The sequence below is a fragment of the Fibrobacter sp. genome, from assembly GCF_017545445.1.
In the GTDB taxonomy this organism is placed as follows: Bacteria; Fibrobacterota; Fibrobacteria; order Fibrobacterales; family Fibrobacteraceae; genus Fibrobacter.
Genome location: NZ_JAFWOM010000167.1, coordinates 1 through 17,414, shown reverse-complemented (window position 1 = coordinate 17,414; position 17,414 = coordinate 1). Strand labels below are relative to the sequence as shown.

Here is a 17,414-nt window from a genome sequence, read left to right as displayed (position 1 = left end):
ACACTCCTTGGGGTTCTATACCCCCAACCAACCATAACCTTAATATATTTTTTTATCTATTTATTTATGTTAAATTTTTGAAAAAAATCGTTGCCTTTTTTTCAATGATTCGTCATTCGCCATCTATTTTTTTCGTATTCGGATAACAGTTTTAATGCGGTCGAGCATTCTTGCTTACGGTGCTCATGGGCTTTTTTTGATCTTTTATTCGCAGACTCATCTATGGAGTCATCGACTTTTTGCAATGTTTTTTCAATGCGGTTTGCAAACGATGATACGGTTTCGCCGGGCGAACGAGCAAAACCAAAACGTGCAAGACGTTTTTCTGCCGATTCCAATAGGGCTACCCAATGGGCTGCGTTTTTTGAAACGACTTTTGAAATGGAATTTTTGCGGACCTTGCGGATTTTCAAACCTGCAAAGATGGCGAGTAGGATTGCCAAAATAACATAGGGGACTGGGCTTGAAATCAGTTGCTCCGAAGCTGTTTGCCAGTTATCTACAACACGTCGCCATTCGCCGTCTTTTAACAAATGAAGAATATAGGAGAATCGTCCTTTTAACCCTTCTAGTTTTGATGCAAACCAAGATGTTTTTGCAAACGTCAATTCCGTGAGGGGTGGGGTGGGGTCGAAAATGTACCAATTGTTGTTTATATAAACTTCGGCCCATGCGTGGCTGTGACGACGGCGGAAAGTCGCGTAGGGCCTGCCTGCAACATGTTCCGGATGCGCAAATCCGGTCACGTAACGGGCGGGAATTCCTTGATGACGCAAAAGAAGTACGGCCAGCGTTGCGTAGTATTCGCAGTACCCTTCTTTGTTTTTCCAAAAACGGACGAGCGGGTCTGCTATTGAATGGTTCTTAAAGCCAGAAACGATATACGAATACGTAAAGTTTTGGATGAAATATTCTTCAATTAATTTTATGTTGAAAAGAGCATATTCAGGACTTTCAAAATTTACAGAATCCTTTGGTGGAAGCTTCATGGCTACCGCAACTGAATCCAAAAAGGGTTGCAACTTGTCTTGAATTTGCAAATATGCTGAATCGAGTACTCCAGCGATCGCGTATATTTCTGCTGAATCAGAAACGTAATAGTACCAATCACTACGCTTTCCGTTTGCATCTGCAAAGACATTCGTCGAATAGTAATTCAGCGAATCCGCATTTTTACTAGCAACGCCCACTGCGTTCGGAGCGGCAAACATAAAGCCGAAGTTATCGAGTGTCGCTTGCACCCAGACCGATTTCACATTTGGGGCCGCAGCTGCAGAATCCTCAGTTTCAAAAACGGCATAATCCACGCGGTAACGGGCAGGATAAAGTTTCTTTTCTGCAATTGCGGGGAGTTTCCAAATGCCTGCCACATATTTCTCGTAAGCGGCTGCTCGCAAGTATGGCGGGGCTAGCGTGTCCCAAATTCGAAGGACAATTTCGTTATTGTATTTTGAATTGTAATTGCTTGAAAAAGAACCCAAAGATGCGACGGGGTCAAATCCCATGACTCGGTTTTTGACGTAATAATCTTCTGCCCAGCGTCCACCGTAATAGCGGTTGTGTTTCCAATACTTGAAACCAACGTATGATGAACAACATAAACTTGCAAACATCAAAACGAAAAGGAGCCTTTTGTAAAGGGCGACATGGGGGCGACTGAATGCATAAACGGCAAGCAATAGTGCAACGGCACCGCTCAAAACGCATGCACGCGGAGCTTGGAATAGTCCCATAAAAAGAACTGAGACTCCGTTGAATACGATGAAGACTTCGTAACCGCCATTGCCGAGGCTCCGCTTTTGCAACCACGCAAGATAAAGTAAGTACCACGCTGGGATAAAGACCAAGTAGGGCGATACGCCACCTTCAACACTCGGTGTCAGCACCCACCACAACGCACACGGAACAATCGCGCCATAAGCGAGCATTTTTCTGTAGTGGGGGATTTTTTGCAATTCAGGCGATTTTTGAGAATTTGCAAATTGTTTTACGGATAAATAAACGAAGGCAATCGCAAAAAGAAAACCTAAAATTTCAATGCCGCTTGAAAAGCCTAAATTGATGGACACAATGCAGAAAAAAATCGTTTTGCAAATTTCACGGACGTTTAGCTTCATAAGCTGACCTCCGTGTCGCGAGACGATTCAAAAACACGTTCGAGACGTTTAGCGTTGACGGACAATACGTCGTCGGAGATGAGTTCTTTCAATTCTTCGGTTGTCTTAAAATGCGAATCTAAAATGACTTGCTTATGCACTAGCGGGTCTTCGGTCGCAAAAAGCCCTACGCGAAGCACGGGGCCGAGCGGGCGAGCTGCGGGCGACCAAAGTTTTTGAGTGTTTGCGGTGCTCAACATACGAAACGATGCTGGAGGAATGCGAGCAAGCGATTCCAAGAAGCTTTCGCCGCCATCTCCTTGGACTAGCGAAATTTCGTCATCACCGATAAAGAATCTGCCTAACGCATGGCGTTCCAAAAGCCACAGGCCAATGCCAGCCGCCAAGCGGATGAGCATTTCGACCGACGATTTTTCGCGCAAGTTTCGTGCGGCGGTGTCCAAGACGAGAATCGCTCCTGCGCCACGTTCCGTTTCGAATTCTTTTGTAAAAGGGCGACCGTAGCGGGCAAACGCTTTGTGGTGCAAGTCTCGCAAGGAATCGCCTTCGCGGTATTCACGAACTCCTACAAAATCCATTCCCCGCGTAAGGCTTGGCATCAGTAACGGCGCGAATACAATGCCGCTTGCCCCTGATGTCAAAAATGGAAACGATCCTAAATGCAGCGGATGCGGGAAAACGAGCAATTCTGCCGTTCCTGAATTTGATGCAAAACGCAAAGCCCCGTTGATTTCTGGAATAATGACGGACACTTTAGGGATTGTAAATGCTCCGCGTTTTTTTGTCCGGATTCGGCATGATATTTCTGTAGTTTCGCCCGCTGCAAGCGATATGAGGTTTGATTCGTCGCATGCAAGCGTTGAGTCCATGCGGAAGCAGCCGAGCGAGGCTGCGTTAAGTTTGTCGATTGCTGTTAAATGCAAACTGACGGTCGCTGTTTCGCCCTCGTAAACGTTTCGAACTGTTATGTTGTCCGTCTTGAACTTGCTCTTTCGTGCGGTCATGAATAGGCTTGGCACAAGGGCTAAAATGTACATGAAGTCAAGGCCGCAAAACACCCATGCCGCCCAAAATCCAGGCACTGCCCCCGCGAACATCGAGAATATTAAGAGTGCCGCCACGGCGTGCCCGACTTGCGTAAAGCCTTCTTGCCAAAGGTAGTACAAACGCATCAAGAGTCCCTTGCGCTTGGGACTTTTAGGAATGACGTGCAAGGGAATCAAGCGAGAGGCCACTTGTGGACTCGCATTTGATTCCCGCTGGGTCAAGCCTCGAAGAGGAATGACGCTTATGATCCAGTGGAAGAAATGCATGGCAGTTGACAGTAGGAAGTAGGCGGTAGGAAGTAGTTATGGGGTATGGGGTCGCACCCTATAGTGGTGAGCCGGTTGGTGAGCTTGCCGAACCATGAGGTATGAGGTTATTGTAATTAGAAAAGCCATAAATTTTGTAAAACAAGCGTTGCGGGCGATTGTTCGCAGGAGCATAAGGCTGAGTGCAGCTATTGATACTATAGGCCTCAAAGCGAAGCGACCCCAGAGGAGCTTTAGCTCCGTGCCCATAGCTCAATTGCTTAACTTGCCGATTCATTCCTCGAGACCTCATTTACTTCGGCACTTTCACCTGTTTCAGTATTCCCTCCAGAATTTGTCTTGAAGCTCCGGGCGTATTGCTGTCCTTGGCGAACACGCGGTGTTCCATGACGGGATAGAACACATGCTGGATGTCGTCGGGATTCACGAAATCGCGGCCAGCGACATACGCGCACGCTTGCGCCATCTTGATGAGGTTGATTCCGGCACGTGGGCTTGCCGCCAAACGAACCGCAGGGCTTGTGCGAGTCGCTTGCACAAGCGAAACTACATACGTTTCAAGCGATTCGTCAATGTGAATCTTGCGGACAACATTCCGAGCCGCAATAACTTCATCTGGAGTCGTCACGGCTTTGAGTGTATCAAGCGGTTTCCCGTCGCGGTGGGCTCGCAAAATGCCAAGTTCCGTTTCCGCTGTCGGATACCCTAATGAAAGCCGCACCAGGAATCGGTCCATCTGCGCTTCGGGTAGCGGAAATACGCCGTGAAATTCCACAGGATTTTCGGTTGCAAGCACCATGAACAATTTCGGCAGTGCATGACGTTCGCCTTCCAACGAAACTTGTCGTTCTTCCATCGCTTCCAACAGCGCACTCTGCGTTCGCGGAGACGCACGGTTGATTTCGTCTGCAAGCAAAACCTGCGTAAAAACGGGTCCCTTGCGGATTTCAAAATCGCCCGTATTCGCCTTGAATACGGCACCGCCCGTGACATCTGCTGGGAGCAAGTCCGGCGTAAACTGGATTCGTGCAAAGTCCGCCCCGATAGCCGCGGCAAGAGCTTTCGCAATTGTCGTCTTGCCTGTTCCAGGAACATCTTCAATCAGCACGTGGCCATCTGCAAGGAGTGCCATCACAAGCATTTCAACTTGCTCCTGCTTCCCCAACAAGACATTATTTAAAGAATCAATAAGTTTTTCAATCATGTAAATAAATATATATAGTTATTGGTTCATAGTAGTTGGTTGTTGGCCAATGAATCGGGTTATGGGTTGCTCTAGACTCGTTTCTTACAACTCTCTCGCATCTTCTCTGATTTGGCTTTATTTCTCTAGTCTTTGCACAAGTGCTAAATGCTAGGCTCAATCATGTCAAAAAACAAGTTTTTTGCCGCGATGTTCGCCTTACGCATTTATCGTCTCTAGTCTAATTTCTATTTTTGTGCCCACTATGAGTGAAGACATTAAAGAAGAATCGATAGAAAAAGTCAATCCATTTTTAACGCCTGTTAAAATTATCGAACCCAAGAACAAGCTCCCTGATTATACTTTCGATATGCTTCCCGAAGAGCAGAAGGCTATTCTCCGGGAACATGGCTGGACCGAACTCATGCCCGTCCAGCGCAAGTCTATCCCTTACATGCTCGCCGCTCGCGATATGCTCGTGCAATCGAAGACCGGTTCGGGAAAGACTGGCGCATATGCCCTCCCGCTTCTGCAGGTCATCGTCCGCGACCATCCGTATCCGCAGGCACTTATCCTCGTCCCGACGCGAGAACTCTGCATCCAGGTGCAAGAAGAATTTGAAAAACTTTCGAAGGGTACGGGCATCAGGTCCGTTGCAATTTTTGGCGGAGTCAATTACGAACCGCAAATCAAAGCTCTCCGTGCCGGCGTTCATGTCATTGTAGCCACTCCGGGTCGCCTCATGGACCACATCCAGCGTGGCAATGTCGATTTGCTCTCCATCCGCGACCTCGTGCTTGATGAAGCGGATGAAATGCTTTCGATGGGTTTCTACCCTGACATGCAGAAAATCCGCAAGTACTTGCCGAAGGCTATCTCTTGCACGATGTACAGTGCGACGATTCCGCAGACGGTCAAGAGCCTTGCCCGCGAATTCCAGCGTCCGAGTGCCGAATTCCTTTCACTCAGCTACGACAAGGTCATCGCGAACAACCTTGAACACCGCTACTACACTTGCGACGTAATGGAAAAGGATTCCATGACCATCAAGGTTTTGGAATACTACAATCCCGAAAGCTGCATGATTTTCTGCAACTACAAGCGTGACGTGAGCTACCTCGAACAAGTGCTTTCCGGCTACGGTTTTGAAGTTGGTGCATTGAGTGGTGACGTGGCACAGAGCCTCCGCGAAAAGACTCTCAACGCCTTCCGCGACAAGAAACTCAAGATTCTCATCTGCACCGACGTTGCCGCACGCGGTATCGACGTCGATCACGTGACGCACGTTCTCGTCTATGACCACCCTGCCGACCACGAAGTCTATGTGCACCGCAGCGGACGTACCGCCCGTGCAGGCCGCAGTGGCCTCTGCATTTCTCTCATCACGCCGGTCGAAGAAATCGACCTCCGCCAGACCGCAGTCGATTTCGGCATCAACTTCATCAAGATGGATCCGCTGACAAACGAAGAAATCGCGAAGAAGGTGAGCGAACGCACCCGAGTCCGCCTCGAAGAAGTCCGCAAGCACTTCGGCGGCCAGAAGGCCACCGAACGCATCAGTCGCATGCTCCCGCTCGTGAAAGACCTCGCAAACGGCACCACCGACGACCAGATGCTGTTAGCCTATTTGCTTGACAGGTATGCATGGAAGAAATGATATAGTAGACAGTAGGAAGTAGGAAGTAGACAGTATTGCTTGTCAGTAAAGTCAATTATAAAGAAACTCCGATATCCTACATTTGCTATAGATCATTAGACTCGATGCTCACGCTTATGATGGCATAACTTCCTACTTCTAACTTCCTACTTCTAACTAATTATGGCTAAAATCAAAGTAAAATCCGCAAAAGAAATCGAACTGATCCGCGATGCCGGCGCTCTCGCTGCCGAAACGCTGATCCGTGCGGGCGAAATGTGCAAGCCCGGTGTATCCACCCTTGAAATCGATGAATTTATCGGCGACTACACACGCCAGCACAAGGGCATCTCCGCCTGCATGGGCTATCACGGTTATCCGCGCTACGCCTGCATCAGTCTCAACGAAGTTGTCTGCCACGGCATCCCGAACGCGAACACCATCCTGAAAGATGGCGACATCGTGAACATCGATATCACCACAATCCTCTCCGGCTACCACGGCGATACCTCCGCTATGTTCTGCGTCGGCAAAGTCTCTGACATCGCCCGCGAACTCGTCGATACCGCCAAGTTCTGCATGGAAGAAGGCATCCGTGCCGCAGGCGAACAAGGCGCTCACTGGAACGACATCGGCTGTGCCATCCAGGACATCGCCGACGAACACGGATTCAGCGTCGTCGAAGACTACTGCGGACACGGCATCGGCCGCGGCTTCCACGAAGAACCGACTGTCTATCACTTCCGCAACTACGAACGCTGCCCGTTCATCGAAGTTGGCAACGTGTTCACCGTCGAACCGATGATCAACGTCGGTCGTCCGGGCACCAAGACGCTCAGGGACGGCTGGACCGCCGTGACTCGCGACGGAAGCCTCAGCGCCCAGTGGGAACACACTGTAGTGAAGACAAAGGATGGCATCGATATTTTGACGCTCCCGCGATAGCTCCACTAGTAAACAGTAAGCAGTGGTTAGGCCTTAGGCCGTAAACAGGAATGTAGAAAGAACGTTCAATTTACAATCCTAACCACTGACCACCAACTACTTAAACTCAGCTTCCTACCTCTTTGGATCCTTCAACTCCGCCCTTCGACGCGCTTCGCTTGCTCAGGGACCTTAATAAGGTTGGTGAGCTTGTCGAACCACGCTCAGGATGACACTTCCTACCACCACCACGAATCACTTCTCAACCACCATCCACTTTTAATTTATTTCCTAATCACCAACCACTAACCACTAACCACTTTCCCAATGTCCTTCCTCAGTAACGCACGCGACAAAGCGGTTGAATTTTTCTTCCAGCGCCTTGATATCATCAAACGAATTGGTGAAATCAAAAAATTGGATATAGATTCGCAAGAAAATCAGGCGAACATTACCATCCTTTTGCATGGCGAATTTGAGCCGACGACTCTTTGTGCTCACTACTGTTTTGAAGACACTTCTGATGGTACGGCAATTGTTATAGATAACATAACTAGTGAGCGCGAACTGATTAACGAATTCGCGGCATGGTGGTTTAGGGATTGCAATCATACATACAAGAGAATGCTCCCCAAAGGAACTGGTATGTTCGCCAAAATTTTGTTCTAGCAGTCATGGAAGAATTTTTATTATGGATGAACAGTTAAAAAAAAATTTAAACAACGTTTCCTTCAGCGTCAATGCCGAAAAGCAGACGATGGATATCTCGTTCCTTCCGCATGGCGAAGAAAAGCCTATTTCGTTCCATGTGAACTACAAGCTTGTAGAAACGGGCGACGAAACGGAGATTATCGTCCAAAACATCGCGTCCGATCGTCTTTGGGTGGATGAAATCGTTAAAATATGGCTTGAAAAAAGTAATTTTCAATACAAGATCCCCCAAAACATTGCAAGAATTGTTAAAATGTTCTTGAAATAGGAGATAAAAGGAGCTTGCCCATGTTGAATTTTAAAGAATACAAAGACAAAAAAGAAGAATCCATTCAGGAATTGGTTTATTCCATTATATTCAACCTGATTACGGATATCCCGGACTCGCTCCTTTGCCCGAACAAGGATCCTGATAAACGTGCTGATCTTTTAATCAAGCAGGCCGCATTGAAGGCCGCCGCCGTGAGTACGACGCTTTCTGTCCCTGCCGGTTTGACAGGCGTGTTGACTTCCATCCCGGACATCGCCGCTGTTTGGCGTATCCAGGCTCAGCTTGTTTCTGATCTCGCTTGTACATACGGCAAGTTTGCTATGCTCTCCCGTGAAGCCATGGTCTGGTGCTTGTTCCGCCACAGTGCAGCCTCGCTCCTCCGCGATGTCGCCGTCCGCACCGGGAGCCGCATTGTCGTGCAGAAGCTTTCGTTTACCGCTCTCCAGAAACTGCTCCAGAAAATTGGGGTCAAAGTTTCCGCGAACTTCCTGGGCCGCATCGCCCTGCGTGCAATCCCTGCAATTGGAGCAATTGGCAACGGCGCTTATACTTATTTTGATACAACAGAAGTCGGGAAAACGGCTATGGCGTACTTCAAGTCTCTCGAAGGCATTGAAAAACCTGAACTTGTCGAAAATTCCATCGACAAGGAGCCGGAAGCAAGCGAAACCGACGAATCTGATACGTCCGACGAGAGCGACGAAACTAAATCTCCAGACGATAGCCAAAGTCATTATTTCTAGCGTCATTGATTATACAGACAATAAAGAGTTTTATCAAGTCGCATGAAGTCCCCGTACTTCTTGTGGTGGTCTTGTTCTTTCTCTTTACGTTGTCGTTTGTCGGCGAAACGATTCCGCTTAACGATGGGGCGGGATATGACGGTGCTTTTTACTATAACGTTGCACAGAATTTTTCTACGGATTTTTTTTCTGTGGGTTATGACCGTTTCCGCATTTCCGCATTTTCCCGTTCTTTCTGATAAATTTATTTTTATCGCTTTTGGGCATCGAGTCGTCGCATGCAAACTTGATGACTTCGATGTACGTGCTTCATTTTTTGAATTTAGCGATACAACTGATTTTCTTTTTTAAGCTTGTACAAATCTATGCTTGGAAAAAGACGACGGCGGCTCTCATTTTCGGGTGTTACTTTTTTAATTACTTCGTCCTAAAAAACTGCGGCTACGAAATTTTCCAGACGGATGCTTTTGCCAATACGATTTTTCTTGTTTCGTTCTACTTTTTGCAACGTCAAAAATTTTTACAGGCTATTTCCATTTCGTTCTTGGGCATCCTCACATGGCCGACTGTGACTTACACGATTTGGCTGTTGTATTTTTTCAAGGACCCGTTCCCGCAAGACGCTCCACGCCTCAAACTCCATACGGGAAAAACGCTTTCTGTGGCGTTACCGCTGCTGTCTGTTGGGGCAGTCGCTTTGCTTTACGTATTGCACAAGCAACCACTTCTCGAAAGTATGCTTTTCATTCCTGCTTCTGCTTCGCTTCTTTTTGTGGGAGCTGTCGCTTGGTGCTTTTTTCTCTATGTTGTTTTGCATGGGTGCGACTACCACTTCCATTCGCCGTTCACGTACATTCGTGAATTTGTGCGTCAGTCGCCTTGGAAAAAACTTGCTTTCGTCGCCATCCCTTTTGTGGTCGTAAGTCTTTACCTCCGGGCCCATACCAACGACGAATTTTATTTTAGCGAAGTTGCGTTCATTCTCCAGATGTTCCTTCGTCCGCTCAAGTATCCGCTTATCACGCCCGTTGCACATATCTGTTATTTTGGCATCCTACCACTGCTAGTCGTCTTTCTTTTCCGCAATTTTTCAAAAGAAATTTTTAACTGCAGTCCAGGCTATGCTCTTGCGTTCCTCGCATTTCTCTTTTTTGCTATCGACAGCGAGGCTAGACACGTCATCCCGTTGCTTCCGTTGATTCTTGTGCCGCTCGGATGTGTAATCGACAAGATGAACTTGAGCGTAAAAGCGGTCGCATCGTTGCTTGTTCTCCAGCTACTCCTCAGTCATTTTTATGTACCGATAAATGTTGCTGGGATTGAAGATGCGTTTGAAAACAATGATTATTATGGCGTTGCCCAACTTTATTATATGAACTTTGGCCCTTGGATGTCTTTTGAGTTTTACATTATTTGGGCGTTTATTGTAATAATTGCAGCGCTATTAGTGCGATTTATCATCAAAAGAAGCAAAAATTAGCCGTTTTTTACCGCTTTTATACGTTCATGTGATAAACCGCCCTTGAGTTCCCCCCTAAATTTTTCTATTTTTGGGCGCAACATTCAAAAACATCAACTCCATTTGTGGAAATAAAATATGAAAAACATTGAAAAGCACAGAAATATTGGTATTTCTGCTCACATCGACTCCGGTAAGACTACTCTTACTGAACGTATCCTTTACTTCACAAAGCGTATCCACGCTATCCACGAAGTTCGTGGTAAAGACGGCGTCGGTGCCACGATGGACTCCATGGAACTTGAACGCGAACGCGGCATCACGATTCAGTCTGCTGCAACGTTTGCAAACTGGACCCACACCAAGAGCGGCGAAGCCGACTCCATCAACATCATCGATACCCCGGGGCACGTGGACTTCACTATCGAAGTGGAACGTTCTCTCCGCGTGTTGGACGGTGCTATCCTCGTTCTCACGGGCGTTGAAGGTGTCCAGTCCCAGTCTATCACCGTTGACCGCCAGATGAAGCGCTACCATGTGCCGCGTGTCGTGTTCGTGAACAAGTGCGACCGCTCCGGTGCAAACCCGCTCCGCGTTGCCGTGATGCTCAAGGAAAAGCTCAACCACAAGCCGTGCGTCATGCAGATTCCTATAGGTTTGGAAGCCAATCTTAAGGGCGTGGTTGACCTCATCGAAATGAAGGCCTACTACTTCGAAGGTGACAACGGCGACGACATGATCGAAAAGGATATTCCGGAAGAACTCGTCGATCAGGCTAACGAATACCGCGAAAAGCTCGTGGACTGCTGCGCTGACTACAGCGACGAAGTCATGGAAAAGGCTATGGAAGGCCAGTATGGCGTCGATCAGATCGACAAGGCCCTCCTCAAGAAGGTCATCCGCGAAGCTACCATCCGCCTCGACATCACTCCGGTGTTCATGGGTTCTGCTCACAAGAACATTGGTGTCCAGAAGCTCCTCGACGGTGTTATCGACTATCTCCCGTGCCCGACCGACGTTGAAAACAAGGCTCTCGACCTCGACAACAACGAAGCTGAAGTTGTCCTCAAGTCCGAAGATAATGCTCCGCTCGTCTGCTACGCATTCAAGCTCGTGAACGACCGCTATGGCCAGCTCACCTACATCCGCGTTTATCAGGGTACCCTCAAGAAGGGCGACATGATCACCAACATGGCAACCGGCAAGAAGGTTTCCGTTGGCCGTCTCGTCCGTATGCACGCTGACGAAATGGTGGATATCACCGAAGCCGGTGCAGGCGACATCGTCGCTCTGTTCGGTATCGACTGCGCATCCGGTACGACTTTCACGGATGGCAAGAACCACTACAACATGACTTCCATGCACGTTCCTAACCCGGTTATCGAACTTGTTATCGAAGCCAAGAACCGTGACGACCTCGACAACATGTCCAAGGCCCTCAACCGCTTCACGAAGGAAGACCCGACGTTCCAGGTCGAGGTTGACAAGGAATCCGGCCAGACCATCATCAAGGGTATGGGCGAACTCCACCTTGACGTTTATATCGAACGTATGCGCCGTGAATACAAGTGCGACGTGACGACTGGTGCTCCGCAGGTTGCTTACCGCGAAACCATCACCCGCCCGGCCAAGTTCGACTACACGCACAAGAAGCAGACCGGTGGTTCTGGTCAGTACGCTAAGGTTGTCGGCGAAATGCGTCCGATGGCTGTCGAAGGCGACCAGGAAAAGGTCTATAACTTCGTCAACTCCGTCGTCGGTGGCCGTATTCCGAAGGAATACATCCCGTCTTGCGACAAGGGTTTCCAGAGCTGCATGGAAGCTGGTTCTTTGATCGGCTTCCCGGTTGTGGGTATCGAAATGGAAGTTCAGGATGGTGCTTTCCACCCGGTGGACTCCTCTGATATGGCGTTCCAGGTTGCAGCCCGTATGGCCTTCCGCGAAGCTTTCGCCAAGGCTGGTGCTCAGATTCTCGAACCGATCATGAAGGTCGAAATCCAGACTCCGACCGAATTCCAGGGCGGCGTTGTGGGTAACGTTTCTCAGCGTCGTGGTGCTATCACTGGCACGACCGAAGAACTCGGCATGACGACGATTGACGCTGAAGTCCCGCTTTCCGAAATGTTCGGTTATGCAACGGACCTCCGCTCCATGACTCAGGGTAAGGCTGAATTCACGATGGAATTCTGCAAGTACCTCCCGGTTCCGAAGAACATCCAGGAAGAACTCATCAAGAAGTACGGCGACAAGGTCAAGGCTCGCGCTTAATCCAAGTCCTAAAACTTCTCGAAAGTTTAAAAAAGACCTGCAACGAAAGTTGCGGGTCTTTTTGCATATTAAATAACATTTCTCCAAAAAGGAAGGACTCCGCATGCGCAAGCCTACGGAGTCCTTGAAAATTCGTAACACTAGTAAGTTCTACTCCACGATTCGATCCGGCATCCCGTCTCAGAACCAGAATTTACTACTGCCACGAGAATAATATAGTGCAAAAAAATATAAATGTGAATTTTTTTTTGCAAAAGTAATACTCTAAAATGGAAGAATGGGACGAGAATCTTGGGCATCAAAGGGTATGTTGGTGACGCTCTTACGAGAATCTTTCGTACAAGGCGTCTCGTTCCACCGGAACAAGGCCTTCGTTTATGATGAGACTTTGCATGCGCTCTGGGCTCATGCCGACGGGAACTGTGGCGCCTGCGGCATGCGTAATCTTCTCTTCGATGATTGTGCCGTCTAAATCTGATGCACCGGCGTGGAGAGCTTTCATGGCAGTCTCGATGCCCATTTGGATCCAATACGCTTTGATGTGCGGGAAGTTGTCCAAGAACAAACGAGAAACGGCGACCGTGCGCAAGATATCTTCTTCGCTTGTGATGTTCGGGACGATTTGATGGAGCGCGTTGTGTTCCGGGTGATACACCAGCGGAATGAACGCGAAAAAGCCGGGGGCTTCGTCTTGCAAGTCGCGGAGCATCTTCATGTGCGCGATGCGGTCTTCGATTTTTTCGATGTGTCCGAACAACATAGTTGCATTCGTCGGGATGCCGAGCTTGTGGGCGGCACGGTGAACGTCGAGCCATTCTTCGCCAGTTTCTTTGCCGGGGCAAATCTTGTCGCGTACACTTTGTACTAAAATTTCGGCACCGCCGCCGGGGAGCGCGTCAAGCCCTGCGTCCTTGAGCGTTGCCATAATTTGTTCTGGAGTCTGCTTGGAAATTTTTGCAAAGTGGCAAATTTCGACAGCGGTAAAAGCCTTCAGGTTTGCTGCTGGAAACTCTTTGCGGAGCTTTCGCAGCATGTCGATGTAGTAATCGAACGGATGGTCGGGATGGAGGCCTCCGACGATGTGCAGCTCGCGTGCACCGCCGCTAATGGCTTCGGCAGCCTTGTCGCGGATGGTTTCGTAATTCCAGTCGTAAGCGGTCGGGCTATCTTTCTTGATGCGGCTGAATGCGCAGAATTTGCAGTGCAGCACGCACACGTTCGTGTAGTTGATTTGGCGGTTGTTCACCCAATAGACGGACTTGCCGTGGCGTGTTTCTTTTTCTGCATTGGCGCGTGCGCAGAGTTCGTCGAGGGGGGCGTTCAAAAATAAATCGAGTGCTTCTTGTTCTGAAATGCGAGACATGCTGTAAATATAGTTATTAGTGGTTGGTGGTTAGTAAACAGTGGTTGAGGTTAGTAGGTTGGGGCTTGCTCCAACCATTGTTTCTTGTTTTGCTCTTGCGTCTCGTCATCCTGAGGGCGTTAGCCCGAAGGATCCAGTGAAGTCTTGATTTGCTTTGTCACCTCGGCGTAAGGTGGGGGAGCATGTCGAACCATGCCGGAACGAGTCCGGGATGACAATAAAAAAAACGCAGATTAAAATCTGCGTTTTTTAGTAGCGGGGGCAGGACTTGAACGCTGCGACCTTTGGGTTATGAGCCCAACGAGCTACCAACTGCTCCACCCCGCGTCGAGGTTGTCCCATATATAGAAAATAATAATGGGTTTGGCAAGTCCTAAACGTCGTTTAAAAGGGTGAGTAAGATTTTTTTATGCTTTTTCCGCCGAATTTCGCGAATTTTTGCAGAACTTGCCATCTATTAATGGATGGAGGGGGTTAAACAAACTTCTTTAAAATGTGCTTGCTTGCGTAGAAATAATCAATTCCGCTGATGAGTGTTATGGCCGTTATGATGCCCATCACAACAATGGGGAATTGCAGCCAAATATCTTCAAAGCCGGGAATCAATGCGCGTACAGGTTCAATCGCTCCAAGCAAAATGGCGACAATGCCAATCCCTTGCAATGCGGTTTTCCACTTGCCGCTGCGGCGGGCCGGCATGATGAGTCCTTCGCTTGCGGCGAGCGTCCTGAGCGTCTCCACGCTGGATTCGCGGAAGTAAATCAATGCGACCATCCACACGGATGCATAACCCGTGGCAATAAAGCACATGAATATCGTCATGTTCGAAATCTTGTCGCTGAACGGGTCGAGGTATTTGCCGAGCGTGCTGACTTCGCCCATGGCGCGGGCGAGCTTGCCGTCCAGGAAATCGGTGAGCATGAATCCGAGCACCATCACGAGTGCAAGCACTTTAAAGACGATGCTGTTGTTGCTGTAATCCAAATCGTTATCGTAGAAGAACACCCAGAGGAAAAACGGTGTGAGCACGATGCGGCTCATGGTGAGCTGGCTTGCGATCGAAAGCGGCTTGCGGTGGGCGGGGTCGCGGTAGTACCAGTAGGCGTATGCGGCTGTTGAGGCGAGGATGAGCAAGATGGAAACGACCATCATAATTTGTTGGAAATTTTCCAAATTCAACAAATAAACGCCCATCGTTATTGTTACAGATAGATTCGCGAGTTTGCTCCAACGGCGTTTGCGGGGGAGCTGTTTCCCTTCGCGGAGAACGCCCAGTGAAAACAACGTATGCGCTATCAATCGGGCTAGCAATACGGCACAGCCGACACCTAGAATTTTTTCGGCACTTTCGTTCTGGAGCAAGTCGCGGACAAAAATGCTTGTCATGACGGTGAACTGCAAGAATCCGTCGATGGTGTTGAGCCACAGCTTGTAATAAGGCTTTTCGATTTCTTGGCTACGGAGCTGGTAGAGGTTGACCCATCCCATGATAAGCGCGATGCCCACAAAGGCACACGCGGTCTTGGTCCAACCCTCCCAGATGAATATTATGACACACACAAATACGAGTGCTCGTAAAACACTCCAAACACGCGTTCGCAACCGAACGTCAGACGTTTTTTCGGTCATAGATTTTCCTCCAACAATTGTTTTGCATGAGTGCGGACTGTTTCTGATGTTCCGCCTAACATTCTAGCAATTTCTTCGATGCGTCCGTTCTTGTCGAGGTCAATTATAGACGTAAAAGTCCTACCGTCAATCTCTTTTTTGCTCACGGCGAGCTGGTTTTCGGCACGGCTTGCGACTTGATGCAAATGCGTGATAGTGAGCACTTGGTGGTGCTTGCCCAGATTGCGGAGCGCATCGCCAATGCTGTTGCCCGTTTCGCCAGAAATTCCTGAATCGACTTCGTCAAAAATCAGTAGCGGAACTTTGTCGAGTTCTGCCATGACGCTCTTGATGGCTAGCAGCACGCGGCTGAGTTCGCCGCCGGACACCGCCTTCTGCAGCGATTTTTCGCCTTCGCCCGGGTTCGGGGCGAGCAAGAATTCGATGCGGTCGGCTCCGTTTGCGGCTGGAGCTTGTTCGGTGATGCTTGTAGAGAACGTGGCCTTGGGCATGCCGAGATTACGCAACATTTCTTGTACAGCGCTGTCGAATCGGAGGGCCGCTTCTCGACGCTTTTCGGTGAGAGCGGCGGCGAGCCGTTCTGTCTCTGCCTTGTGTGCATCTGCTTTGCGTTTGAGTTCTTCGAGGTCGGCATCGAGATTTTCGAGGCTGTCGAGTTCCTGCTTACGTTGTTCGGTGAGCGCGATGAGTCCGGCCACGTCGGTACGGTATTTGCGTTTGAATTTTTGAATCAGCGCGATTCTCGAATTTGCTTTGTCAATTTCGACAGGACTCATGGACTTTGAGGGGCGGAGCCTCTGCAAGTCCTTGCAAATTCCTTCGAACGGATCCGCGACTTCGACGAGTGCGTTCAAGTCTTCTTCGTAGTGCGGAATCTTTTGGGCAAGGGAACGCAACTTGTACTGGAGGTTCTGAACTTGTTCCAAAATACCGTTGTCGCAACCGATAAGTGCCTGAATTTCGTTCAGCAGATTGTGCTCGGCTTCGCTCTTGCTTGCTGCAGAGACTTTGTCTTCAAGCTCTTCTTCTTCGCCATCGCGGAGAGCGGCCTTTGAAAGTTCATCGTACTGGAACTTCAAAAAGTCTTTTTGTGCGGCCAAGTCTTTGGCGTGAGCTTCGGTCTTTTCAATTTCTGCAAGAACGTTGTTCCAAGCGGTAAAGCTCTTGCCGTATTCTGTAAGCAACTCGTTATTGCCCGCGTATTCGTCGAGCATTTTGGCATGCGTGCGGATGTCGCGTAACAAAAGTTGCTCGCTCTGCCCGTGCATCTGGATCAGCGATTCGCCGAGTTCCTGCAAGTCCGTGAGGCTTACGACAGAACCGTTCACGCGGGCTCGTCCCTTGCCGTTTTCAAGAATCTCGCGCCGGATGATGAGTTCGTCGTCGTCATCGAGTTCGAGCTTTGCAAGAATTTGTTTGACTTCGGGTTCGTTAGAAATATCGAACATTCCTTCGATGACCGCTTTTTCTTCGCCCGTGCGGACCATCGATGCTTGCGATTTGTCTCCGCAGACCATGCGGAGCGCTTTCATAAGAACAGACTTGCCTGCACCTGTTTCACCTGTAATAGCGGTAAAGCCCCCGTGGAAGGGAACCGTCGCTTCGGCAATCAAGGTGAATCCGTTAATTGTAAGTTGCTTTAACATTTGCTTTGCTATTGTTTGATACTATATAAATTAGCAAATAGGTTGTTTGTCAATAGTCAATGGGTAGTAGTGGTGGTTAGTAAACAGTGGTTAGTAAACAGGAATGTAAAAGGAACGTTCTTATTGCAATCCTAACCACTAACCACTAACC

At 48.9% G+C, this 17,414-nt stretch carries 14 protein-coding genes and 1 tRNA gene; 8 read left to right on the top strand and 7 right to left on the bottom strand.

Translation table 11 applies throughout. The features are described from left to right. Positions 1 to 101: 101 nt before the first annotated feature. From IKG78_RS19010 to IKG78_RS19000, 3 genes are all read right to left on the bottom strand, one after another. Positions 102 to 2,117 carry a transglutaminase-like domain-containing protein gene (locus tag IKG78_RS19010; RefSeq protein ID WP_290946701.1) on the bottom strand — a complete coding sequence of 672 codons (2,016 nt, stop codon included), beginning with the start codon at positions 2,115 to 2,117 and terminating at the stop codon, positions 102 to 104. After that, positions 2,114 to 3,340, bottom strand: a complete 1,227-nt coding sequence (locus IKG78_RS19005; RefSeq protein ID WP_290946692.1) for a DUF58 domain-containing protein — start codon at positions 3,338 to 3,340, stop codon at positions 2,114 to 2,116. Before IKG78_RS19005 ends, IKG78_RS19010 begins: the two co-directional genes overlap by 4 nt. Before the next feature lie 382 nt (positions 3,341 to 3,722). Then, positions 3,723 to 4,634, bottom strand: a complete 912-nt coding sequence (locus tag IKG78_RS19000) for a MoxR family ATPase (RefSeq protein ID WP_290946689.1) — start codon at positions 4,632 to 4,634, stop codon at positions 3,723 to 3,725. Positions 4,635 to 4,878: 244 nt separating this feature from the next. On the opposite strand from IKG78_RS19000, the gene IKG78_RS18995 reads away from it, so the two are divergent. The 8 genes from IKG78_RS18995 to fusA all read left to right on the top strand — a co-directional run bounded on the left by IKG78_RS18995 (position 4,879) and on the right by fusA (position 12,625). After that, positions 4,879 to 6,270: a DEAD/DEAH box helicase gene (locus IKG78_RS18995; RefSeq protein ID WP_290946683.1), complete on the top strand. Its 1,392-nt coding sequence runs from the start codon at positions 4,879 to 4,881 to the stop codon at positions 6,268 to 6,270. Positions 6,271 to 6,432: 162 nt separating this feature from the next. Then, entirely contained in the window at positions 6,433 to 7,194 is a 762-nt protein-coding gene (gene map / locus IKG78_RS18990; protein WP_290946674.1) for a type I methionyl aminopeptidase, read from the top strand. A 306-nt stretch (positions 7,195 to 7,500) separates the two neighbouring features. Next, positions 7,501 to 7,842, top strand: a complete 342-nt coding sequence (locus tag IKG78_RS18985) for a hypothetical protein (protein WP_290946665.1) — start codon at positions 7,501 to 7,503, stop codon at positions 7,840 to 7,842. 22 nt (positions 7,843 to 7,864) lie between these two features. Next, entirely contained in the window at positions 7,865 to 8,152 is a 288-nt protein-coding gene (locus tag IKG78_RS18980; protein ID WP_290946655.1) for a hypothetical protein, read from the top strand. A 20-nt stretch (positions 8,153 to 8,172) separates the two neighbouring features. Continuing rightward, complete coding sequence (locus IKG78_RS18975; protein WP_290946651.1) at positions 8,173 to 8,898, top strand: EcsC family protein; 726 nt, start codon at positions 8,173 to 8,175, stop codon at positions 8,896 to 8,898. Positions 8,899 to 8,903: 5 nt separating this feature from the next. Next, positions 8,904 to 9,137 carry a hypothetical protein gene (locus IKG78_RS18970; RefSeq protein WP_290946642.1) on the top strand — a complete coding sequence of 78 codons (234 nt, stop codon included), beginning with the start codon at positions 8,904 to 8,906 and terminating at the stop codon, positions 9,135 to 9,137. Between the two features lie 59 nt (positions 9,138 to 9,196). Continuing rightward, positions 9,197 to 10,378: a hypothetical protein gene (locus IKG78_RS18965; protein ID WP_290946632.1), complete on the top strand. Its 1,182-nt coding sequence runs from the start codon at positions 9,197 to 9,199 to the stop codon at positions 10,376 to 10,378. A 117-nt stretch (positions 10,379 to 10,495) separates the two neighbouring features. Beyond that, positions 10,496 to 12,625 carry an elongation factor G gene (fusA, locus tag IKG78_RS18960; RefSeq protein WP_290946629.1) on the top strand — a complete coding sequence of 710 codons (2,130 nt, stop codon included), beginning with the start codon at positions 10,496 to 10,498 and terminating at the stop codon, positions 12,623 to 12,625. Between the two features lie 322 nt (positions 12,626 to 12,947). Here the strand turns inward: fusA and mqnE are convergent, their stop codons facing one another. From mqnE to recN, 4 genes are all read right to left on the bottom strand, one after another. After that, positions 12,948 to 13,988, bottom strand: coding sequence for an aminofutalosine synthase MqnE (gene mqnE, locus IKG78_RS18955; RefSeq protein ID WP_290946603.1), 1,041 nt, complete (start codon positions 13,986 to 13,988; stop codon positions 12,948 to 12,950). Positions 13,989 to 14,241: 253 nt separating this feature from the next. After that, a tRNA-Met gene (locus tag IKG78_RS18950) sits at positions 14,242 to 14,315 on the bottom strand. Between the two features lie 147 nt (positions 14,316 to 14,462). Beyond that, complete coding sequence (locus IKG78_RS18945; protein ID WP_290946593.1) at positions 14,463 to 15,617, bottom strand: CDP-alcohol phosphatidyltransferase family protein; 1,155 nt, start codon at positions 15,615 to 15,617, stop codon at positions 14,463 to 14,465. Further along, on the bottom strand, positions 15,614 to 17,263 hold the full coding sequence (gene recN, locus IKG78_RS18940) for a DNA repair protein RecN (protein WP_290946585.1): 1,650 nt from the start codon (positions 17,261 to 17,263) through the stop codon (positions 15,614 to 15,616). Before recN ends, IKG78_RS18945 begins: the two co-directional genes overlap by 4 nt. Positions 17,264 to 17,414: the final 151 nt, after the last annotated feature.